Source organism: Klebsiella pneumoniae (assembly GCF_000742135.1).
Lineage (GTDB): Bacteria > Pseudomonadota > Gammaproteobacteria > Enterobacterales > Enterobacteriaceae > Klebsiella > Klebsiella pneumoniae.
On sequence record NZ_KN046818.1, the window covers coordinates 4615275 to 4638177 of the forward strand.

Here is a 22903-nt window from a genome sequence, read left to right on the forward strand (position 1 = left end):
GCCGGGCTTGCCCGGCTTTTTATTGTGCAACATCCTGAGCAGCTAACCGCGGGCGCGATCAGCTCTCCCTGGCGGGTTTCATCGGCGCCAGCATCCGGTGCACCGGCAGCCAGGCGCGGATCAGTAACCCGCCGCGTTCGCTGGAGCCAATCTCCAGCCGGCCGTTGTGATTGTCGATAATACGCTGAACAATCGCCAACCCCAGCCCGGTGCCGCTGGTGCTGCGGGCGCTGTCGCCGCGTACAAACGGCTGAAACAGGTGCTCCCGCTGCTCAGGTTTAATCCCCGGTCCATCATCTTCTACCTGGAACCAGGCCCGGCTCGCTTCGCTGCCGCTGCTGACCTTGATCCAGCCATTGCCATAGCGGGCCGCGTTGACCACCATATTCGCCAGCGCGCGCTTGATAGACAGCGGGTGCATACGTACCGGAATCTCGCCGGCCTGCAGGGCGGTGGCGATTTCCCGCTCATAGCCACTCTCCGCAGCGATCACTTCCCCCAGCACCGCATTCAGATCCGCCAGCTCCATCGGCATCTCCTGCCCGGTGCGCAGATAGTCGATAAACTGCTCGATGATGGCGTTGCACTCTTCAATATCTTTGTTGATCGACTCCGCGAGATAGCCGTCCTGCTCGCCCATCATCTCGGTGGCCAGACGAATGCGGGTCAGCGGGGTTCGTAAATCATGACTGACCCCGGCCATCAGCAGCGTACGGTCATCAGCCAGCTGCTTCACGCCCGCCGCCATATGGTTAAAGGCGCGCGTCACCGAACGCACTTCGGAGGCGCCATACTCGCGCAGCGGCGGCGGAATAATGCCGCGCCCGACCTGCAGCGCCGCGTGCTCCAGATCCACCAACGGGCGGTTCTGAATACGAATAAACAGCCAGGCGCCGCCTATCGCCAGCAGCATGATCGCCAGGGTATAGCGGAACAGCGGCGAGAAGTCGCCCTGATGGATCTCGGTCAGCGGCACCCGCACCCAGATATTGGGCGACAGCCAGGTCTTCAGCCACACCACAGGGGAGCTTTTATTGACCTCTACCCGCACCTCTGTGGGGCCACCAAGCTGATGGGCCATCTGCTGGCTTAAGAATTCATAATGCTGCGCCCAGCGCAGGCCTGCGTCTTCCGCCGCTTCATTGGAATAGAGCGAAATCCCCAGCTCGCGATAAATTTCACGACGAAACGCCGGGGGCACCACCAGCTGGGTGCCATCCTCCAGCTGCAGTTTGTCGGTCATCAGCATACGCACTTCGTAGGCTAACACTTTATTAAACTGCTGGAGACTCGGCAGGATCGCGAAATTCAGTACCACCAGATAGGTCGTCACCAGGCTGACGAACAGCAAGGTGACGATCAGGAGCAGTGTGCGAGCAAAGGAGCTGCGCGGCGAAAAGCGCACGCGTTTCATGCCTTAGAACCGTCCGGGACGAAGACGTAGCCCAGACCCCAGACGGTCTGGATGTAGCGCGGATGCGCCGGGTCCTCTTCCACCATGCGGCGCAGGCGGGAGATCTGTACGTCGATGGAGCGCTCCATCGCAGAGTATTCGCGGCCGCGGGCGAGGTTCATCAGCTTATCGCGCGACAGCGGCTCACGGGGATGGCTCACCAGCGCCTTCAGGACCGCGAATTCGCCGCTGGTCAACGGCATCGGCTCGTCTTCACGGAACATCTCGCGGGTGCCTAAATTCAGTTTGAATTTACCAAAGGCGATAACCGCCTCTTCCTGCGACGGCGCGCCCGGCAGCTCGTTCGCCTGGCGGCGCAGCACCGCCCGGATGCGGGCCAGCAGTTCGCGCGGGTTAAACGGCTTCGGAATATAGTCGTCAGCCCCGATCTCCAGACCCACGATCCGATCGACCTCTTCGCCTTTCGCCGTCACCATAATGATCGGCATCGGGTTACTCTGGCTGCGCAGACGACGGCAGATAGAGAGACCATCTTCGCCCGGCAGCATCAGATCCAGCACCATCAGGTGGAAGGATTCACGGGTTAACAGACGATCCATCTGTTCGGCGTTCGCCACGCTACGAACCTGGAAGCCCTGCTCGGTCAGATAACGCTCGAGCAGCGCACGCAGGCGCATGTCGTCATCCACAACCAGAATCTTATAATTCTCTTGCATTGTTTGTACTCCCAAAGGTTCACTGCAATAGTCAGTGCGTATTCTCAAAAAAGCCCGGCGCGCTCACCAGCTAAATCTGGTATATATTCCAGGCTAAATTGTTACAAAGCATATTTAACAGCAGGTTAAGTATACATTTAATCATAAGACACAGTATTTATCCTGTCGGTATTATTACGCGCTACAAATTGTGCGCAACGACAGACAGTCAGAAGGTTGAACTCACGATGAAAACGCCGCTGATCACCCGCGAGGGATATGAAAAACTGAAGCAGGAGATGGACTACCTGTGGCGCCAGGAGCGTCCGGAAGTGACCAAAAAGGTGACCTGGGCCGCCAGCCTCGGCGACCGCAGCGAGAACGCGGACTACCAGTACAACAAAAAGCGCCTGCGGGAGATCGATCGCCGGGTCCGCTATCTGACCAAATGTCTGGAACAGTTGAAAATCGTCGATTACTCGCCGCAACAGGAAGGTAAAGTCTTCTTCGGCGCCTGGGTAGAGATTGAAAACGATGAAGGCGATATCAAGCGCTTTCGCATCGTCGGTTACGATGAAATTTTTGGCCGCAAAGACTATATCTCCATCGACTCGCCGATGGCGCGCGCACTGTTAAAAAAAGAGGTTGGCGATCTGGCCATCGTCAACACGCCGGCGGGCGAAGCCAGCTGGTATGTCAACGAGATCGAATACGTTAAATAGACAAGAACTTTCCGAGAGACGCCCGGCGCGGCTGGTATTTTTAGCCGTCAGTCCGTATAACTAGTCCCTGTTTTTTGACCCTAAAGATGAATTAAAAGCCATGATGAATGATTCGCTCTGCCGCATTATTGCGGGTGAACTTCAGGCCAGAGCCGAACAGGTAGAAGCTGCCGTTCGCCTGCTTGATGAAGGGAACACCGTGCCGTTTATTGCACGTTATCGTAAAGAAGTCACCGGCGGTCTGGATGACACGCAGCTGCGTAATCTGGAAACTCGCCTCGGCTATCTGCGCGAACTCGAAGACCGTCGTCAGGCGATCCTCAAATCCATCGCTGAACAGGGCAAACTGACCGACGCGCTGGAAAAAGCCATCAACACCACGCTCAGCAAAACCGAACTGGAAGATCTCTACCTGCCCTACAAGCCGAAGCGCCGTACACGCGGGCAGATCGCTATCGAAGCCGGGCTCGAACCGCTGGCTGACCTGCTGTGGAACGAACCGGCCCACGATCCGGAAGCGGAGGCCGCAAAATATATTGATGCCGATAAGGGCGTAGCCGACAGCAAAGCGGCCCTGGACGGCGCGCGCTATATTCTGATGGAGCGGTTTGCCGAAGACGCCGCGCTGCTGGCGAAGGTCCGTGACTATCTGTGGAAAAACGCCCACCTGGTCTCCACCGTCGTCAGCGGTAAAGAAGAGGAAGGCGCTAAATTCCGCGACTACTTCGATCACCATGAACCGATCGCCACCGTGCCGTCGCATCGCGCGCTGGCGATGTTCCGCGGTCGCAACGAAGGCGTCCTGCAGCTCTCTTTAAACGCTGACCCGCAGTTTGACGAGCCGCCGAAAGAGAGCCACGGCGAGCAAATTATTATCGACCACCTGGGCCTGCGCCTGAATAACGCCCCGGCGGACAGCTGGCGTAAAGGCGTCGTCAGCTGGACCTGGCGGATCAAAGTCCTGATGCATCTCGAAACCGAGCTGATGGGCACCGTGCGCGAACGCGCGGAGGACGAGGCAATCAACGTCTTCGCCCGCAACCTGCACGATCTGCTGATGGCCGCGCCCGCCGGGCTGCGCGCCACCATGGGACTCGATCCGGGCCTGCGCACCGGGGTGAAAGTGGCCGTCGTCGACGCCACCGGTAAACTGGTCGCTACCGATACCATCTATCCCCACACCGGCCAGGCCGCCAAAGCGGCCGTCGCCGTCGCCGCGCTGTGTGAGAAGTACAACGTTGAGCTGGTGGCCATCGGCAACGGTACCGCCTCGCGTGAAACCGAGCGTTTCTTCCTCGACGTGCAGAAGCAGTTCCCAAAGGTCACCGCCCAGAAGGTGATCGTCAGCGAAGCCGGGGCTTCCGTTTACTCCGCCTCCGAGCTGGCGGCGCAAGAGTTCCCGGACCTCGACGTGTCGCTGCGCGGCGCGGTCTCCATCGCCCGCCGTCTGCAGGATCCCCTGGCCGAGCTGGTGAAAATCGACCCGAAATCCATTGGCGTCGGCCAGTATCAGCACGACGTCAGCCAGACCCAGCTGGCGCGTAAGCTGGACGCGGTGGTGGAAGACTGTGTGAACGCCGTCGGCGTTGACCTGAACACCGCCTCCGTTCCGCTGCTGACCCGCGTCGCCGGCCTGACCCGCATGATGGCGCAGAACATCGTCGCCTGGCGCGACGAGAATGGTCAGTTCCAGAACCGCCAGCAGCTGCTGAAAGTCAGCCGTCTGGGGCCGAAAGCCTTTGAACAGTGCGCGGGCTTCCTGCGTATCAACCACGGCGACAACCCGCTGGATGCCTCCACCGTTCACCCGGAAGCTTACCCGGTGGTCGAACGTATTCTGGCCGCCACCCAGCAGGCGCTAAAAGATCTGATGGGCAATAGCAGTGCGCTGCGCCACCTGAAGGCAGTGGACTTCACCGATGAGAAGTTTGGCGTCCCGACGGTCACCGACATTATCAAAGAGCTGGAAAAACCGGGCCGCGATCCGCGTCCGGAGTTTAAGACCGCGAAGTTCGCCGATGGTGTGGAGACCATGAATGACCTGCTGCCGGGAATGATTCTGGAAGGTGCCGTCACCAATGTCACCAACTTCGGCGCGTTTGTTGATATCGGCGTTCATCAGGACGGACTGGTACACATTTCGTCGCTTTCTGACCGGTTTGTTGAGGATCCGCACACCGTGGTGAAAGCGGGCGACATCGTCAAGGTCAAAGTGATGGAAGTCGATCTGCCGCGTAAGCGTATCGCCCTGACCATGCGTCTCGACGAGCAGCCGGGCGACAGCAACGCCCGCCGCGGCGGTGGTCAGGAGCGCCCGCAGGGAAATCGCCCGGCTGCGAAAGCCGCCAAACCCCGCGGTCGCGAGGCGCAGCCTGCCGGCAACAGCGCGATGATGGATGCCCTCGCCGCAGCGATGGGTAAAAAACGCTAAACTCTCCCTGCCCCTTTTTCAGGGGCAGTTTTTTTTCATGACCAGGCCATCGCCATCACGCGCAAAACAGGTTCAGTTGTTTCTGATAACCTGCTTTTATTCCATGCCTGAAAGGCAGCGAAATTAATATTTTCATTTCGTTAACTTCAGAAACCTTAATTAAACATTAGATCGCCGAAATAATATTTCGCGCATTTTTGATTACAGGCTGACTTTGCGGCATATCAATAAAAAGGTGATTTTCACTTTAAAAATAGCCTGCAGCGCATCATATGTATTGATGATAAAAACCATTCTCATTATCATCGATTACAGAACGTTTTTTCTTTTTTCGTTGGCTACGGTCCCCGGCGCAACTGCCTCCAGGCGTCCGGAAAATTCTTCTTCGGTTAGCGATAGACAAGTAGGCCCTATGCAATTCACACCTGATAGTGCGTGGAAAATTACCGGTTTTTCTCGCGATATTAGCCCAGCATACCGTCAGAAACTGCTCTCCCTCGGCATGCTGCCCGGTTCCTCTTTTCATGTGGTTCGCGTGGCGCCGCTCGGCGATCCTGTTCATATTGAAACCCGACGCGTCAGTCTGGTATTACGCAAAAAAGATCTCGCCTTAATCGAACTGGAAGCGGTTGCACAATAACGGCTGGCCCGGCACAAGAGTCTGAAATATGCAAAAATTAACCGTTGGTTTAATTGGTAATCCTAATTCCGGAAAGACCACCTTATTTAATCAGCTGACCGGCGCTCGCCAGCGCGTGGGCAACTGGGCTGGGGTGACCGTTGAGCGTAAAGAGGGGATTTTCGCCACCACTGACCACCAGGTCACGCTGGTCGACCTCCCGGGAACCTACTCCCTGACCACCATCTCCTCGCAGACCTCGCTGGACGAGCAGATTGCCTGCCACTACATCCTGAGCGGCGACGCCGACATGCTGATTAACGTGGTCGATGCCTCCAACCTCGAGCGCAACCTCTATCTGACGCTGCAGCTGCTCGAGCTGGGGATCCCCTGCGTCGTCGCGCTGAACATGCTGGATATCGCCGAAAAGCAGCAGGTGCGGATCGATATCGACGCCCTCGCCGCCCGTCTCGGTTGCCCGGTCATTCCGTTGGTATCGACTCGCGGACGGGGGATCGAAGCGCTGAAGATCGCCCTCGACCGTCATCAGGCGAACAGCGATCTTGAGCTGGTCCACTATCCGCAGCCGCTGCTGCGCGAAGCTGACCTGCTGGCGCAGCAGATGTCAGCGCAGATCCCGACCCGGCAGCGGCGCTGGCTGGGTCTGCAGATGCTGGAGGGCGATATCTACAGCCGGGCCTATGCCGGCGACGCCGCCGATAAACTGGATATCGCTCTGGCGAATCTCAGCGACGAGATCGACGACCCGGCGCTGCACATCGCTGACGCGCGCTATCAGACCATCGCCGCCATTTGCGACGCCGTCAGCAATACCCTGACCGCCGAACCAAGCCGCTTCACCGCCGCGATGGACAAAGTGATCCTCAACCGCTTCCTCGGGTTGCCGATTTTTCTCTTTGTCATGTACTTGATGTTCCTGCTGGCGATCAACATCGGCGGCGCGCTGCAGCCGATTTTCGATGCCGGCTCGGTCGCGATCTTTGTGCATGGCATTCAATGGCTGGGTTACACCCTGCACTTCCCGGACTGGCTGACCGTGTTCCTCGCCCAGGGGATCGGCGGCGGTATCAACACCGTGCTGCCGCTGGTGCCACAGATCGGCATGATGTATCTGTTTCTCTCCTTCCTTGAGGACTCCGGCTACATGGCGCGCGCCGCCTTTGTGATGGATCGCCTGATGCAAGCCCTCGGCCTGCCGGGGAAATCCTTCGTCCCGCTGATTGTCGGTTTTGGCTGCAACGTGCCGTCGGTGATGGGCGCCCGCACCCTTGACGCGCCGCGCGAGCGTCTGATGACCATTATGATGGCGCCGTTTATGTCCTGCGGCGCGCGGCTGGCGATCTTCGCCGTCTTCGCGGCCGCCTTCTTTGGTCAGAACGGCGCGCTGGCGGTATTCTCGCTCTATGTGCTGGGCATTGTGATGGCCATCCTCACCGGCCTGATGCTGAAGCACACCATTATGCGCGGCGAAGCCTCGCCGTTCGTGATGGAGCTGCCGGTGTACCACGTTCCGCATATCAAAAGTCTGATTATCCAGACCTGGCAGCGCCTGAAAGGCTTTGTGCTGCGCGCCGGGAAGGTGATCGTCATCGTCAGCATCTTCCTCAGTGCGCTGAACAGTTTCTCACTGAGCGGTAAGGTCGTCGACAACATCAACGACTCCGCGCTGGCCTCGGTGAGCCGGGTCATTACGCCGGTGTTTAAACCGATCGGCGTGCATGAAGATAACTGGCAGGCCACCGTCGGCCTGTTTACCGGCGCGATGGCGAAAGAAGTGGTAGTGGGTACGCTGAACACCCTCTATACCGCCGAAGATATCCAGAATGAGGAATTCAATCCGCAGACCTTCAGTCTCGGCGAAGAACTGCTCACCGCCGTCGATGAGACATGGCAGGGACTGAAAGACACCTTCAGCCTCAGCGTCCTGGCCAACCCCATCGAAGCCAGCAAAGGCGATGGCGAAATGGCCACCGGCGCCATGGGGGTGATGGGCAGTAAATTTGACAGCGCAGCGGCGGCATACAGCTACCTGATCTTCGTCCTGCTCTATATTCCCTGCATCTCGGTGATGGGCGCCATCGCCCGCGAATCAAGCCGCGGCTGGATGACCTTCTCCATCCTGTGGGGGCTGAATATCGCCTATTCGCTCTCGACGCTCTATTACCAGACCGTTAGCTTTAGCGATCACCCGCGCTACAGTCTGGTATGTATCCTGGCGGTAGTGTTGTTCAACGTGGTGCTCTTCGGCCTGTTGCGCCGGGCGCGCAGCAGGGTGGACGTCTCGCTGCTGGCCACGCGAAAAACGCCGGCCTCCTGCTGTTCCAGCCCGGCTGGCGATTGCCACTAAGGAGGGACTGTGGCGTCGTTAATGGAAGTCCGCGATATGCTGGCCCTGCAGGGCCGCATGGAGGCGAAACAGCTCAGTGCTCGCCTGCAGACACCTCAGCCGCTGATTGACGCCATGCTTGAGCGAATGGAAGCCATGGGTAAGGTGGTCCGGATCAGCGAAACGAGCGAGGGCTGCCTCTCCGGCAGCTGTAAAAGTTGCCCTGAAGGGAAAGCGGCGTGCCGGCAGGAGTGGTGGGCGCTGCGATGAAAGGAGTCAGGCCAGGTCGCGCAACGAGGTAAAACGAGTAAGACAGCTATGAAAAACGGGCCAGCAGGCCCGTTTTCTTATGACTGGATTATTTATAAACGTCAGCGTTCGCGTGTACGGTTTTTTCGTTTTTCTGCCCGGCAATCACCACAAAGTATTTCCCACCCAGCTCATCGGCTTTTTTCGACAGATCGCGTCGGGCGTCCATCGGCGACGTCGTCCTGGAGGTCGTAATGCTACCGACCTTGGTCAGATTCATCTTCGCCACGTCTTCTTTTTGGATCTCTTTCGCGGCGAATGCGCCGAAAGAGAGGGTGCCTATCACCAGAGATGCAACCATTCCTGTAACAAGTTTCATAGCCTCTACTCTCCATAAGGTTGTTATTGTAGGTCACGGTGGCGGATTGAAATAATCAACCACCGTAACAACCTAAGTATTGCTAGGAATGGCCCTTTTACCATGGCGCGGCAAAAAAAATTACCCCAGCCGCGTCTTCAGCGCCAGCAGCGGCTCGCAGAAGGCCGCGGGATGGGAAACAAACGGCGCATGCGCGGCCTTATCGAAGAGGATTGACTCGCTTTCCGGCCACAGGTCATCCAGCAACGGGACGATCTTGCGCGGCACCAGTCCATCCAGCCGGCCATACAGCCGCAGAAACGGCATCGGCAGCCTGACCAGCGCCTGACGCAGATCGACGGTTCTGAGGATCTCCAGTCCGCCATTCAGCGCCTCGGCGGAAGGCATCGGCAGCGAGAGCACCGCCTGCTTTAACGCCCGCGCATCCTGACGCGCGCTCTCTGTGCCCATGGTTTGCAGGGCGAGGAATCGCTCGACGGTGCGCTGGAAATCGTCGCTCAGCTGCTGCTGAAATCCGGCCAGCACCTCGGGCTTGATGCCGGGCCAGTCGTCACGAGCCGCGAAACAGGGGGAAGAGGCAACCGTCACCAGCGCCTGCACGCGTTCCGGACGCATAATCGCGACCTGGCTGGCCACCAGCCCGCCCAGGCTCCAGCCCAGCCACACCGCCTGTGGAGGGGCCTGCTCCAGCACCCGCTGCGCCATCGCCTCCAGCGACATCGCCCCAAACCCGCCGCTGCGGCCATAGCCCGGCAGATCCACCAGGTGGAGGGTAAAATGCGAAGCCAGCTGCGGCGTGATGCAATCCCATACCTGAGCGTTCAGCCCCCAGCCGTGCAGCAGCACAAGATGACAATCTCCTTCGCCGATTGTTTGCCACCAGATGTCGTTCATCCGTTACCGTTCTCTTTTTACTGGACAGAAGGCCAAATATGCTAACAGCACACAGCTTATGCTGGCTATGCCAAATGCCGCTGGCAGTCGCCCGCTGGGGGATCTGCTCCCGCTGCAGCCGCGCCCTGCTCGCCTGTCCCCCGCTCTGCCCGCAGTGCGGCCTGCCGGCGGCGGCATCCCGTCACCCCTGCGGCCGCTGCCTGCAAAAGCCGCCTCCCTGGCATCGGCTGGTGGCGGTCAATGACTATCGCCCGCCGCTGAGCGGTCTGGTGCAGCAGCTGAAGTTTCACCATCGCCCGGAGCTGGGCCCCGCCCTCGCGCGTCTGCTGCTGCAGCGCCTTCTGCAGCGTGACGATTTGCCGCCAGTAGACGCTCTGGTCGGCGTGCCGCTATGGCATCGCCGTCGCTGGCGCCGGGGTTATAATCAGTGCGACGAACTGTGCCGACCGTTAGCCCGCTGGCGAGGATGCGTCTGGCATCGCGAAGGCCTGACTCGCCAGCGAGCCGGCGCCGTCCAACATTCGCTCAATGCCCGCCAGCGCAGGCAGAACCTGAAAAATGCCTTTCAGCTTGAATTTGCCGTGCAGGGACTCCATATCGCTCTGGTGGATGATGTCGTCACGACCGGCAGCACCGTCGCCGAGATATCCCGCCTGCTTTTGCGAAACGGCGCCGCGACGGTTCAGGTATGGTGTTTGTGCCGTACCTTGTAGACCCCCGCTGATGGGCGTATTATAACCCAGTAAAATAGTCAACTATTAGGCCAACGCTATGATCCGTATTTCCGATGCTGCACAAGCGCACTTTGCCAAACTGCTGGCAAATCAGGAAGAAGGGACGCAAATTCGCGTATTTGTGATTAATCCCGGCACCCCAAACGCTGAGTGCGGCGTATCTTACTGCCCACCGGATGCGGTGGAAGACACCGACACGGCGCTGAAATTTGAACAGCTGACCGCCTATGTCGATGAGCTCAGCGCGCCCTATCTGGAAGACGCTGAAATTGATTTCGTCACTGACCAGCTCGGCTCGCAGCTGACGCTGAAAGCGCCGAACGCCAAAATGCGCAAAGTCTCTGACGATGCCCCGCTGATGGAGCGCGTCGAGTACCTGCTGCAGTCGCAGATTAACCCGCAGCTGGCGGGCCACGGCGGCCGCGTATCGCTGATGGAGATCACCGACGACGGTCTGGCTATCCTGCAGTTCGGCGGCGGATGCAACGGCTGCTCGATGGTCGACGTGACCCTGAAAGAAGGTATTGAAAAACAGCTGCTGAACGAGTTTCCGGAGCTGAAAGGGGTTCGCGATCTGACCGAGCATCAGCGCGGCGAGCACTCCTACTACTAAGCCCTTCCTCCGGCGGCAGCCTGCCGCCGGTCCTCCCTGGCCCTTTCTGTGTTACCGCGCAACATCTCCCGCTAAATGACCGGCAAAAACCGGGGAAAGAGTATGACTTAAGTCTCATATTTAACATTTTCCCCCGTCAGGTGATTCTCAACCCTCACATGTTACCCGTATCATCCATTTCAGGCGCCACCGGCAAAAAAATAGCCAGCTATCCTTTCTCTGGGTAAGGATAATGCAAGCGTTTACGGCGCCAGACTATTTTGCTCCCTGACGGAGCGGATGCTCTACAGGTTCGAACTTTGACGTTACCCATAACAAATTAAGGCCAGGTAAATCATGCCATTAGTCATCGTTGCTATCGGGGTTGCCCTGTTGTTGCTGTTAATGATCCGTTTCAAAATGAACGGCTTCATTGCGCTGGTTCTGGTGGCGCTCGCCGTCGGATTAATGCAGGGTATGCCACTGGATAAAGTGATCGTCTCCATCAAAAACGGCGTTGGCGGCACCCTTGGCAGCCTCGCGCTGATCATGGGCTTCGGCGCTATGCTCGGTAAGCTGCTGGCAGACTGCGGCGGCGCCCAGCGTATCGCCACCACGCTTATCAATAAGTTCGGTAAGAAGCATATTCAGTGGGCGGTGGTCCTGACCGGCTTCACCGTTGGCTTCGCCCTGTTCTATGAAGTGGGCTTCGTGCTGATGCTGCCGCTGGTGTTCACCATCGCCGCCTCGGCCCGTATTCCGTTGCTGTACGTCGGCGTACCGATGGCAGCCGCGCTCTCCGTCACCCACGGCTTCCTGCCGCCGCATCCGGGTCCGACCGCGATCGCCACCATCTTCCATGCCGATATGGGCAAAACGCTGCTCTACGGCACCATTCTGGCTATCCCGACGGTTATCCTGGCGGGACCGGTGTTTGCGCGCTTCCTGAAAGGGATAGATAAGCCGATCCCGGAAGGCCTGCATAACCCGAAAGTGTTCACTGAAGAAGAGATGCCAGGCTTTGGCGTCAGCGTCTGGACCTCGCTGGTTCCGGTGATCCTGATGGCGATGCGCGCCGTGGCTGAGATGATCCTGCCGAAAGGCCACGCCTTCCTGCCAATTGCCGAGTTCTTCGGCGACCCGGTGATGGCCACCCTGATTGCGGTACTGATTGCCCTGTTCACCTTCGGTTTGAACCGCGGCCGCTCCATGGAGCAGATCAACGATACCCTGACCTCTTCGATCAAAATCATCGCCATGATGCTGTTGATTATCGGCGGCGGCGGCGCCTTCAAGCAGGTGCTGGTGGATAGCGGCATGGATAAATACATCGCCTCTATCATGCACGAATCGAACATGTCTCCGCTGTTTATGGCGTGGTCTATCGCCGCGGTGCTGCGTATCGCGCTGGGTTCGGCGACCGTAGCCGCCATCACCGCGGGCGGGATCGCCGCGCCGCTGATCGCCACCACCGGCGTCAGCCCGGAGCTGATGGTTATCGCCGTTGGCTCCGGCAGCGTTATCTTCTCCCATGTTAACGATCCGGGCTTCTGGCTGTTCAAAGAGTACTTTAACCTGACCATCGGCGAGACCATCAAGTCCTGGTCGGTGCTGGAAACCATTATCTCAGTCTGCGGCCTGGTGGGCTGTCTGCTGCTGGGGATGGTGGTGTAAGGTCACTCCCGCCACAGAAAAAGGCCGGTCCGCGTGAAGCGGGCCGGCCTTTTTTATCGGACATGCTCTTCGCCGCGCAGAGGAGCGCGCGGCAGGAAGTTATCAGGAGGCGGCTTTCTTGCTCGCCGCCTTGCGCCGTTTATCCAGATCCTTAATCAGCTTATTGACCCGTTCATCGGCAAACATCTGCTCCAGGGTGACGGACAGCTTCCGGCGCCAGTTCGGGTACTCGGTGCTGGTGCCCGGAATGTTAACCGGCGTCGCCATCTCCAGCCAGTCTTCCGGCTGCAGGCCCAGCAGGGCGCTGTTGCTGTCGGCAATATAACGCTGCATCCCCCGGTTGAGGATCCCCGTCATGCTCATCAGCGAGGCCTTATGGCCGGCGCGCTTGGGCAGACAGCCGTACTTATGCAGCGCGTCCAGCAGCCCTTGTTTCGCCAGCTCGCGGTCCTGGTACAGTCCGCGCAGCACCACCTCATCAGGATAGAGGCCCAGCGCTTTACCTAACGTCAGATCGCCGCTTTCCCAGTAGCCGCGGAGAGTGGGCAGGTCGTGCGTCGTCGCCACAGCCATTGATTGCTCCGGGTACAGCGCCGGCGCGCGGAACGTTTTCTCTGCATCACTCTCAAAATAGAGCACCTTATAAGAATAGACGCCGCTGTTGCGTAACTTGCTGACGATCTCCACCGGTACCGTGCCCAGATCTTCACCGATCACCATGCAGCGATGACGCTGGCTTTCCAGCGCCAGAAGCGACAGCAGATCGTCGACCGGATACTGAACGTAAGCGCCATGGTCGGCGGTTTCACCATACGGGATCCACCACAGACGCAGCACAGACATCACGTGATCGATGCGCAACGCGCCGCAGTTCTGCATATTAGCGCGCAGCAGGTCGATAAACGGCTCATAGGCGCGGGCGGCAATGATATGCGGATCCATCGGCGGCAGGCCCCAGTTCTGGCCCAGCGGGCCCAGAATATCCGGCGGCGCGCCTACGGATGCTTTCAGGCAGTACAGTTCACGATCGCACCAGGTTTCCGACCCGCCCTCGGCGACGCCCACCGCCAGGTCGCGGTAGAGGCCGATCGGCATGCCGTCACGCTGGCTGGTTTCCCAGCAGGCGGCAAACTGACTCCAGGCCAGCCACTGCAGCCAAAGATAGAAACTGACGTCATCCTCATGCTCAACGCAGAAGGCTTTCACCTCCGGGCTGTCGATATCCTGAAAGGCCTTCGGCCAGGCCGGCCAGCCCCAGCGCAGCGGGTCCTGTTGTACCTGCCAGGCGTGCAGCGCATCGAAAGCCGCCTGCCAGTAGAGGCTTTCCCCTTCGCGCAGAACAAACTCGCGGAACGCTGTCATCTGCTCATCTTCACGACGAGAGAATTGTTTCCATGCCATACGCAGCGCGGTCATTTTCAGCGTAGTGACGGCGGTATAATCCACATCGTCCGTTTCCCGCGCCGCCTGCAGTGCCTGCTGCGTTGCCGGAGACTGCCACCACGCCTGCGCCTCTTCGCTACGCTGGAAATCTTCAACCGCGTTGACGTCGATATAAATAACGTTCAGCCAGCGACGTGAAGACGGGCTATAGGGGCTGGCGCTCTCCGGGTTCGCCGGATAGAGGGCATGAATCGGGTTAAGGCCAATAAACGACCCGCCGCGGCGGGCGATTTCCGGCAGCATGGCCCGCAGATCGCCAAAATCGCCGATCCCCCAGTTTTTCTCTGAGCGCAGGGTATACAGCTGCACGCAGGTGCCCCACAGCTTTTTCCCCTCTTTCAGCGGCTGCGGCTCATAGCAGCGGGCTGGCGCGACGATAGTCCGGCAGTGCCAGCGCTCCCCCTCCTGGGTGAGGGTCAGGGAGTGGTACCCCTCCGGCAGTTTGGCCGGCAGCGGCAGCGTCTCGCCGCCGCGGGTTTTCCCTTGATACTGCTTACCGTCCTCAGTAGTCAGGATCCACTGATACTCACCGCGTCCTGCCACCGGCAGCGACATTTTTTTGCCGTGAGTGAAAATTTTCACGTTCGGCAGCGGGTTAACCGCCACTTTCGTGGCGGCGGTAGAGCGATGCATCGCATCCAGCAGGCGCTGTTTGGTGACAGCCGCGATAGACTGCGGCTTGCCGTGCGCGTTGATATAGCTGGGGCTGATGCCCGCCGCCAGCGCGGCATTATCGAGGCGTTTACTCTCCATAGGCCTTCCTTTAGCGTTTCGCCTGCCAGATACGTTGCTGATAATCGCGGATCGAGCGGTCGGAGCTGAACATGCCGCAGCGCGCGGTGTTGAGGATAGCCGCGCGGGTCCAGGCCTCCTCGTCGCGATACAGCTCATCTACCCGTTTTTGCGCCGCTACGTAGGCTTCGAAATCGGCCAGCACCAGGTACGGATCGCCGCCCTGCAGCAGGCTGTGCAGCATCTGATCGAAGGCATGCTTGTCGCCGTTGCTGTAGGTGCCGTTCTCCAGCTCCTTAAGCACCGCATCGAGCAGCTTGTCTTTTTTACGCCATTTCAGCGGATCGTAGCCTTTCGCTTTCAGGGCTTTCACCTCTTCAACCGTGTGGCCGAAGATAAAGATGTTCTCCTCGCCCACCTGCTCAGCGATTTCCACGTTAGCGCCATCCAGCGTCCCGACGGTCAGCGCGCCGTTCAGCGCCAGCTTCATGTTGCCGGTGCCAGAGGCTTCTTTACCCGCGGTGGAGATCTGCTCGGAGATATCCGCCGCCGGGATCAGTTTTTCTGCTGCCGATACACAATAGTCCGGCAGGAAGACCACCTTCAGCTTATCGCCGACTTTCGGGTCGTTGTTGATCGCTTCCGCTACCTTATTGATGGCAAAAATAATGTTTTTCGCCAGATAGTAGCCCGGCGCCGCTTTCGCGCCGAACAGGAAGACGCGCGGTACGCGGTCGGACTGCGGGTTTTCGCGGATCTCTTTGTACAGCGCAAGGATATGCAGCAGGTTAAGGTGCTGACGCTTATACTCGTGCAGACGTTTGATCTGGATATCGAAGATCGCCTGCGGGTTGATCTCAATCCCGGTACGCTGCTTCACAAACTCAGCCAGATGAACTTTGTTGGCCTGCTTGATATCGCGATAAGTCTGACGGAACGCCGCATCGTCAGCATATTTTTCCAGGTTGATCAGCTGGTCGAGGTCATTGGCCCACTCTTTTTTCAGCGTCTCATCCAGCAGCGAGGCCAGCGCCGGGTTGCACTGCTTGATCCAGCGGCGCGGCGTGATGCCGTTGGTCACGTTATGGAATTTGTTCGGCCACAGCTGGTTATATTCCGGGAACAGATCTTTTACCACCAGATCCGAGTGCAGCGCCGCCACGCCGTTGACAGCAAAGCCGCCCACCACGCACATGTTGGCCATCCGAACCTGTTTGTCATGCACCACCGCCAGCTTCGCCCAGACCTGCTTATCGCCCGGCCAGGTTTCGTCCACCAGCTGTTTAAAGCGGTCGTTGATCTCTTTAATGATCTGCATATGGCGCGGCAGCAGCGCTTTCACCAGCTTCTCATCCCAGCATTCCAACGCTTCCGGCATCAGGGTGTGGTTGGTGTAAGCAAAGGTTTTGCTGGTGATCGCCCAGGCGTCGTCCCAGCTCAGCTGGTGCTCGTCGATCAGCACGCGCAGCAGCTCCGGGATGGCGATGGTCGGGTGCGTATCGTTCAGCTGGATCACTTCGTAATCCGCCAGCTCGGCCAGCTTGCGGCCTGCCAGATGATGACGGCGCAGGATATCGGCCACTTAGCAGGCGCACTGGAAGTACTGCTGCATCAGGCGCAGTTTTTTACCGGCCTGATGGTTGTCGTTCGGGTACAGCACCTTGGTCAGTTTTTCCGCGTCGATGCCCTGCTGCTCGGCGCGCAGGAAATCGCCATCGTTGAATTTGGTCAGGTTGAACGGATGAGCGTGTTTGGCCTGCCACAGACGCAGCGGCTGGGCGACGTTGTTGCGATAGCCAAGCACCGGCAGGTCCCAGGCTTCGCCGGTAATGACGAACGCCGGCTGCCATTCGCCGTTTTTGCTGACTTTCCCGCCGATACCTACCTGGACATCCAGCGCTTCGTTATGACGGAACCACGGGTAGCTGCTGCGCCCCCAGTCGTCAGGGGCTTCCATCTGCTGGCCATCGTCAAATGACTGGCGGAACAGGCCATACTGGTAGTTGAGACCGTAACCGGTCGCCGACTGCCCCACCGTCGCCATGGAGTCGAGGAAGCAGGCTGCCAGACGTCCCAGGCCGCCGTTACCCAGCGCCGGGTCAGTCTCTTCTTCCAGCAGATCGGTGAGGTTGACATCGTAGCCTTTCAGCGCGTCGCTGACGCCCTCGTACCAGCCCAGGTTGAGCAGGTTGTTGCCGGTCAGACGACCAATCAGAAACTCCATTGAGATGTAGTTAACGTGACGCTGTCCTTGCGCCGGTTTCGCTACCGGCTGCGCCGCCAGGAGTTCCGCCAACGCTCCGCTGACTGCGCGCCACCATTGACGCTGTGTCATCTGGGAAGCGGACTGTAAACCAAAATGCTGCCACTGACGCGTCAGTGCAGCCTGAAACTGAGCTTTGTTAAATGTAGTCTGTGACATAATGAGATCCGGGTCCTTTACTAAAACGATGGCGCTAGTGTGCCGACCTCCCGATTCATCGTCCTCATCCTGACGGGGATTAGACAGGGAGGAGTGGCGGGGATGAGCGAAAAGTGTGATCCTGAACACTATAGTGTGGGTGAGAAGGCAAAAATATGCTGTAAAAATCACCGCGATATGACAATTGAGAGGTTACCTCCGGTAGCTAAAAATTTGTTACAGGCCAATACGCGTAAAAAATCTTCCAGTTCCTCGCCACGTTATTAACAAAATAAATAGAGGCCCCTGAAGAAATAAGCACCTTTCATCGCATTGACCCGCAAAAAAGATTACTTCTAAGAAATCGCTGACAATAATTTAATAAAAACAAACAACTACTCTTAGCGTAAAATAAATCTACCCACACTCCGCCAGCTACCGCCTGAAAACCGCGGCCGACCAGTCCTGCCTGCGATTTTTTCCCATTCTCAGCCAATGTCGAAATTTGTGACATAGAGCAAATTCAAGAGCATAAACTTCGGACATAACTTGCAATAAATTTCATAATCACCGACCTTATTAGATATTAATTACGAAGCGCAAAAAAAATCGCAACCTCTCTCTTGCACAGCGAAATGTAGAACTATGTTGATTCCGTCCAAATTAAGTCGTCCGGTCCGCCTTGAACACACTGTGGTTCGTGAGCGCTTACTGGCGAAACTTTCCGGCGCGAACAATTATCGTCTCGTGCTGATCACCAGTCCTGCCGGGTACGGTAAAACAACGCTCATTTCTCAGTGGGCCGCGGGTAAAAACGATCTTGGGTGGTTTTCGCTGGACGAAGGCGACAACCAGCAGGAGCGTTTTGCCAGCTATCTGATCGCGGCGATTCAGCAGGCTACCGGCAACCACTGCGCGGCCAGTGAAGCGATGGTGCAAAAACGCCAGTACGCCAGTCTCTCCTCTCTTTTTGCGCAGCTGTTTATTGAACTTGCCGACTGGCAGCGCCCGCTGTATCTCGTCATTGATGATTACCATCTGATCAATAATCCGGTGATCCATGACGCGATGCGCTTTTTCCTGCGCCATCAGCCGGAGAATATGACCCTGGTGGTCCTGTCGCGTAACCTGCCGCAGCTGGGCATTGCCAATCTGCGCGTCCGCGATCAGCTTCTGGAGATTGGCAGTCAGCAGCTGGCCTTTACCCACCAGGAGGCGAAACAATTTTTCGACTGTCGTCTGACATCGCCTATCGAAGCCGACGACAGTAGCCGGCTGTGCGACGATGTCGCCGGGTGGGCCACCGCGCTACAACTCATCGCCCTCTCCGCCCGCCAGAATAACTCCTCCGCCCAACACTCCGCCCGCCGCCTCGCCGGGATTAACGCCAGCCATCTGTCGGATTATCTGGTGGATGAAGTGCTGGATAACGTTGACGCCCGCACGCGCAACTTTTTGCTGAAGAGTTCTCTGCTGCGCTCAATGAACGACGCGTTAATCGTGCGCGTCACCGGCGAAGAGAATGGCCAGATGCAGCTGGAGGAGATCGAACGCCAGGGGCTGTTCCTGCAGCGGATGGATGATTCCGGCGAATGGTTCCGCTATCACCCGCTGTTTGGCAGCTTCCTGCGCCAGCGCTGTCAGTGGGAGCTGGCGGTTGAACTACCGGAGATCCACCGCGCCGCGGCGGAAAGCTGGATGGCGCAAGGTTTCCCCAGCGAGGCCATCCACCATGCGCTGGCGGCCGGCGATGCCAAAATGCTGCGCGATATCTTGCTCAATCATGCCTGGGGCATGTTTAACCATAGCGAGCTGGGGCTACTGGAGCAGTCGCTGGCGGCGCTGCCATGGTCCAATCTGCTGGAAAATCCGCGCCTGATCCTGCTCCAGGCCTGGCTGATGCAGAGCCAGCATCGCTACAGCGAAGTCAATACCCTGCTGGCGCGCGCCGAGCAGGAGATGAGTGTGGAAATGGACACCGCGATGCATGGCGACTTCAACGCGCTGCGCGCGCAGGTGGCGATTAACGATGGCGACCAGGACGAGGCGGAACGTCTGTCAATGGTGGCCCTGGAAGAGCTGCCGCTGGCCAACTATTACAGCCGCATCGTCGCCACATCGGTGCATGGCGAAGTTCTCCATTGTAAGGGGAAGCTGACCAAATCCCTCGCCGTGATGCAGCAGACCGAACAGATGGCCCGCCGTCACGACGTATGGCATTACGCCCTGTGGAGCATCATTCAGCAAAGCGAAATCCTCTTCGCCCAGGGCTTCCTGCAGGCCGCCTGGGAGAGCCAGGAGAAAGCCTTCCAGCTGGTACGCGAACAGCATCTTGAGCAGTTGCCGATGCATGAGTTCCTGCTGCGCATCCGTTCTCAGCTGCTGTGGGCATGGGCGCGCCTCGACGAGGCTGAAGCTTGCGCCCGCCAGGGGATGGACGTGCTCTCCACCTATCAGCCGCAGCAGCAGCTGCAGTGCCTGGCGCTGATGGTCCAGTGCTCACTGGCGCGCGGCGATCTGGATAATGCCCGCAGCCACCTGAACCGGCTGGAAAACCTGCTCGGTAACGGTCACTATCACAGCGACTGGGTCTCCAACGCCGATAAGGTGCGAGTGATCTACTGGCAGATGACCGGTGATAAAACCGCGGCGGCCAACTGGCTGCGCCAGACGCCAAAGCCGGAGTTCGCCAACAACCACTTCCTGCAGAGCCAGTGGCGCAACATTGCCCGGGCGCAGATCCTGCTGGGCGATTTCGAACCGGCGGAAATGGTGCTGGAAGAGCTGAACGAAAATGCGCGTTCGCTGCGTTTAATGAGCGATCTCAACCGCAACCTGCTGCTGCTCAACCAGCTGTACTGGCAGTCGGGACGCAAGAGCGAAGCGCAGAAAGCCCTGCTGGAAGCCCTGACGCTCGCCAACCGCACCGGTTTTATCAACCACTTTGTGATTGAAGGCGAGGCGATGGCCCAGCAGCTGCGCCAGCTGATCCAGTTGAACACGTTGCCGGAGCTGGAGCAGCATCGCGCCCAGCGTATTCTGCGCGACATCAACCAGCATCATCGCCACAAATTCGCCCACTTTGACGAAGGGTTCGTCGAGCGACTGCTGAATCATCCGGAGGTGCCGGAGCTTATCCGCACCAGCCCGCTGACCCAGCGCGAGTGGCAGGTGCTTGGCTTAATCTATTCCGGTTACAGCAACGAGCAGATTGCCGGCGAGCTTGACGTGGCGGCCACCACCATCAAGACCCACATTCGCAACCTGTATCAGAAACTGGGCGTCGCCCACCGGCAGGACGCGGTACAGCATGCCCAGCAGTTACTTAAGATGATGGGATACGGCGTCTGACGACGCCGTTGCCGTTTAGCACAGTTCCAGCTGAAGGTTGTTATCAGTGATCACCTTCAGCACGCCGGCCGGCGGCAGCACGTCGGTATAGACCGCATCGACCATACTGATGCTGCCCATGTTGACCATCGCATTGCGGCCAAACTTGGTATGGTCCACTACCAGCATCACGTGGCGTGAATTCTCAATGATCGCCCGCTTGGTGCGCACTTCATGATAATCAAACTCCAGCAGCGAGCCATCGCTGTCTACGCCGCTGATGCCGAGAATGCCGAAGTCGAGGCGGAACTGCGAGATAAAGTCCAGCGTCGCTTCCCCAATAATCCCGCCGTCCCGGCTACGCAGTTCGCCGCCGGCGAGAATAATGCGGAAGTCCTCTTTCACCATCAGCGTGTTGGCGACGTTAAGGTTATTGGTCACAATCCGCAGATCGTTGTGATCGAGCAGGGCGTGCGCCACCGCTTCCGGCGTGGTGCCGATATCAATAAACAGCGTCGCCCCGTCCGGGATCTCGCTGGCCACCCGCCGGGCGATACGCTCTTTCTCCGCCGTCTGGGTCGCTTTGCGATCGTGCCAGGAGGTGTTCACCGAGCTGGAGGGCAGCGCCGCGCCGCCGTGATGGCGGAGGATCATTTTCTGTTCGGCTAAATCGTTCAGGTCGCGGCGGATGGTCTGCGGGCTTACCGCGAACTGCTCAACCAGCTCTTCCGTGCTGACGTAACCCTGTTTTTTTACCAGCTCGATAATGGCGTCATGACGTTGTGTTTGTTTCATGAAATATCCCTGGAAAAATGTCGCCTACCCGACCCCTGTCGGTAAGTCTTTATGCGCGTTTTCGCCCATGTAAGGTATCAACAAACGCCATCGCCAGGCCGGTCGCCAGACCAGCCACGTGCGCGCCGTTGGCGATCGCCATGCCGAAAACGTCAAACCAGCCAGCAATTAACCACACTAAAGAGAAGAGTATCAACCCGCGCTGCAGATAAATACCGCTCTGCGGATCGCGCTCGCCCCGCAGCCAGACGTAGCCCATCAGCGCGTAGACCACGCCCGACAAGCCACCAAACCACGGGCCGCTAAACTGGTGCTGCACGAAGCCGCTCAGCAGAGCGCTGATGACGGTGATCACCACCAGCTTGCCGCTGCCGATGCGCTTTTCCACCGCGCCGCCAAGATACCACCACCATAGCAGGTTGAAGAGAATATGCATCAGCGAGAAATGCATGAAAGCATGGCTGAAATAGCGCCAGGCTTCGAACTGCAGCGAAGGATCGTAGGGCCAGGCCAGCCAAATCATCACCGGCTGATCGCCCAGCAGATTTTGCAGGATGAACACCGCGATGCAGATCAGCAGAATCGCCCAGGTGAACGGACCGGCGTTATGCCGCAGCGTGGCAAAGAAAGGAAAGCGCTGATAGCGCAACCCGCTATTGGTCTGTCCGGACTGCCAGCTCGCCGCAAGATAGCGCGGGTCCGCCGGGTTTTCGAGAAAACGCGCCAGCTCAGCCCTGACGCGCCCGGCCTGACTCTCATCAGCCAGCCAGACGTCGCTCTGGGTATGCTGCTGGATGGTCAGGATAATCCCCTGCGTCGCCATATAATCGACAAACGCCTGGGCCACCCGCGGGTTGGCAAAAGAGGTAATCATTAACATGCAGCGAATCGCTTATTCCACACAAAGGGGGATAGTATACCTGCCGGTCGTTAAAACGTCCCGCGCGCCACTTCCGCCGGGAAATGGCGATGCCAGGCGTCGAACCCGCCGTCAACGCTATAGACCTTATCAAACCCCTGCTGCAGCAGATATTGCGCGGCGCCCTTGCTGCTGTTGCCGTGATAGCACATCACCATCACCGCCGTGTCAAAGTCGTTGTCACGCATAAACGCGCCCAGCGTATCGTTGGTCAGATGAAACGCGCCCGGCGTATGACCCATCGCATAGCTTTGCGGATCGCGGATATCGACCAGTACCGCCGTCTGCTGATGCAGTTTCTGGTGCGCTTCTTCAACATTGATGCATTCAAACTGTTCCATGATTCTCTTCTCTTTCTCGTCATGACGGGCGATGGCCGGCCCAATTTTACCCTGTAGTGTACCGTCAGGCGGTAAAGAAACGCCAATATGTTACACCCATCACTTCAAAATGTTTTTTTGATGTTACCAAAAGCGCGTTTGTTTGCTATAGTGAGCGATATCGAGCATTTATGAGCTTAAACGAAAGTGTGA

17 protein-coding genes and 1 pseudogene are annotated in these 22903 nt (G+C 58.3%); 9 read left to right on the forward strand and 9 right to left on the reverse strand.

Annotated elements, in window-relative coordinates:
• Positions 1-58: 58 nt before the first annotated feature.
• Positions 59-1414, reverse strand: a complete 1356-nt coding sequence (gene envZ, locus DR88_RS04050) for a two-component system sensor histidine kinase EnvZ (RefSeq protein ID WP_002920333.1) — start codon at positions 1412-1414, stop codon at positions 59-61.
• Positions 1411-2130 carry an osmolarity response regulator transcription factor OmpR gene (ompR, locus tag DR88_RS04045; RefSeq protein ID WP_001157751.1) on the reverse strand — a complete coding sequence of 240 codons (720 nt, stop codon included), beginning with the start codon at positions 2128-2130 and terminating at the stop codon, positions 1411-1413. Before ompR ends, envZ begins: the two co-directional genes overlap by 4 nt.
• 227 nt (positions 2131-2357) lie before the next feature.
• Between ompR and greB the strand changes: the two genes are divergently transcribed.
• From greB to feoC, 5 genes are all read left to right on the forward strand, one after another.
• A complete protein-coding gene (gene greB, locus DR88_RS04040) occupies positions 2358-2831 on the forward strand; it encodes a transcription elongation factor GreB (RefSeq protein ID WP_002920503.1) in 474 nt (157 codons plus the stop codon).
• 100 nt (positions 2832-2931) lie between these two features.
• On the forward strand, positions 2932-5262 hold the full coding sequence (locus DR88_RS04035) for a Tex family protein (protein WP_004150056.1): 2331 nt from the start codon (positions 2932-2934) through the stop codon (positions 5260-5262).
• A 412-nt stretch (positions 5263-5674) separates the two neighbouring features.
• On the forward strand, positions 5675-5902 hold the full coding sequence (feoA, locus tag DR88_RS04030; RefSeq protein ID WP_002920506.1) for a ferrous iron transporter A: 228 nt from the start codon (positions 5675-5677) through the stop codon (positions 5900-5902).
• A 28-nt stretch (positions 5903-5930) separates the two neighbouring features.
• Positions 5931-8249 carry a Fe(2+) transporter permease subunit FeoB gene (gene feoB, locus DR88_RS04025; RefSeq protein WP_004150058.1) on the forward strand — a complete coding sequence of 773 codons (2319 nt, stop codon included), beginning with the start codon at positions 5931-5933 and terminating at the stop codon, positions 8247-8249.
• 9 nt (positions 8250-8258) lie between these two features.
• A complete protein-coding gene (gene feoC / locus DR88_RS04020; RefSeq protein ID WP_002920509.1) occupies positions 8259-8498 on the forward strand; it encodes a [Fe-S]-dependent transcriptional repressor FeoC in 240 nt (79 codons plus the stop codon).
• An 88-nt stretch (positions 8499-8586) separates the two neighbouring features.
• On the opposite strand, the gene DR88_RS04015 is transcribed toward feoC, so the two are convergent.
• Complete coding sequence (locus DR88_RS04015) at positions 8587-8856, reverse strand: YdgH/BhsA/McbA-like domain containing protein (protein WP_002920510.1); 270 nt, start codon at positions 8854-8856, stop codon at positions 8587-8589.
• A 120-nt stretch (positions 8857-8976) separates the two neighbouring features.
• Complete coding sequence (gene bioH / locus DR88_RS04010; protein WP_004174021.1) at positions 8977-9750, reverse strand: pimeloyl-ACP methyl ester esterase BioH; 774 nt, start codon at positions 9748-9750, stop codon at positions 8977-8979.
• 38 nt (positions 9751-9788) lie between these two features.
• Here bioH and gntX point away from each other — a divergent pair, with 38 nt between their 5' ends.
• The 3 genes from gntX (at position 9789) to gntT (ending at position 12750) form a co-directional block, all read left to right on the forward strand.
• The gene (gene gntX, locus DR88_RS04005) at positions 9789-10463 is read left to right on the forward strand and encodes a DNA utilization protein GntX (protein ID WP_004185961.1); all 675 of its coding nucleotides are present in this window, start codon (positions 9789-9791) and stop codon (positions 10461-10463) included.
• Between the two features lie 58 nt (positions 10464-10521).
• Positions 10522-11097 (forward strand): Fe-S biogenesis protein NfuA, encoded by a 576-nt coding sequence (gene nfuA, locus DR88_RS04000; protein WP_002920540.1) that lies wholly within the window; start codon positions 10522-10524, stop codon positions 11095-11097.
• A 336-nt stretch (positions 11098-11433) separates the two neighbouring features.
• Positions 11434-12750 carry a gluconate transporter gene (gntT, locus tag DR88_RS03995; protein ID WP_002920542.1) on the forward strand — a complete coding sequence of 439 codons (1317 nt, stop codon included), beginning with the start codon at positions 11434-11436 and terminating at the stop codon, positions 12748-12750.
• A 102-nt stretch (positions 12751-12852) separates the two neighbouring features.
• Here the strand turns inward: gntT and malQ are convergent, their stop codons facing one another.
• Together malQ and malP are read right to left on the reverse strand one after the other, a co-directional pair.
• On the reverse strand, positions 12853-14946 hold the full coding sequence (gene malQ / locus DR88_RS03990; RefSeq protein WP_002920543.1) for a 4-alpha-glucanotransferase: 2094 nt from the start codon (positions 14944-14946) through the stop codon (positions 12853-12855).
• A gap of 10 nt (positions 14947-14956) precedes the next feature.
• A pseudogene (malP, locus tag DR88_RS0126660) lies at positions 14957-17347 on the reverse strand (maltodextrin phosphorylase).
• A gap of 624 nt (positions 17348-17971) precedes the next feature.
• On the opposite strand from malP, the gene malT reads away from it, so the two are divergent.
• The gene (malT, locus tag DR88_RS03985; protein WP_002920545.1) at positions 17972-20677 is read left to right on the forward strand and encodes an HTH-type transcriptional regulator MalT; all 2706 of its coding nucleotides are present in this window, start codon (positions 17972-17974) and stop codon (positions 20675-20677) included.
• Between the two features lie 15 nt (positions 20678-20692).
• Here the strand turns inward: malT and DR88_RS03980 are convergent, their stop codons facing one another.
• From DR88_RS03980 to glpE, 3 genes are read right to left on the reverse strand one after another with little or no spacing between them, the layout of a single operon-like run.
• Positions 20693-21451 (reverse strand): DeoR/GlpR family transcriptional regulator, encoded by a 759-nt coding sequence (locus tag DR88_RS03980; RefSeq protein ID WP_002920548.1) that lies wholly within the window; start codon positions 21449-21451, stop codon positions 20693-20695.
• Positions 21452-21500: 49 nt separating this feature from the next.
• Positions 21501-22331, reverse strand: coding sequence for a rhomboid family intramembrane serine protease GlpG (gene glpG, locus DR88_RS03975; RefSeq protein ID WP_004151408.1), 831 nt, complete (start codon positions 22329-22331; stop codon positions 21501-21503).
• 50 nt (positions 22332-22381) lie between these two features.
• Complete coding sequence (gene glpE / locus DR88_RS03970) at positions 22382-22711, reverse strand: thiosulfate sulfurtransferase GlpE (protein WP_002920552.1); 330 nt, start codon at positions 22709-22711, stop codon at positions 22382-22384.
• Between the last annotated feature and the right edge of the window lie 192 nt (positions 22712-22903).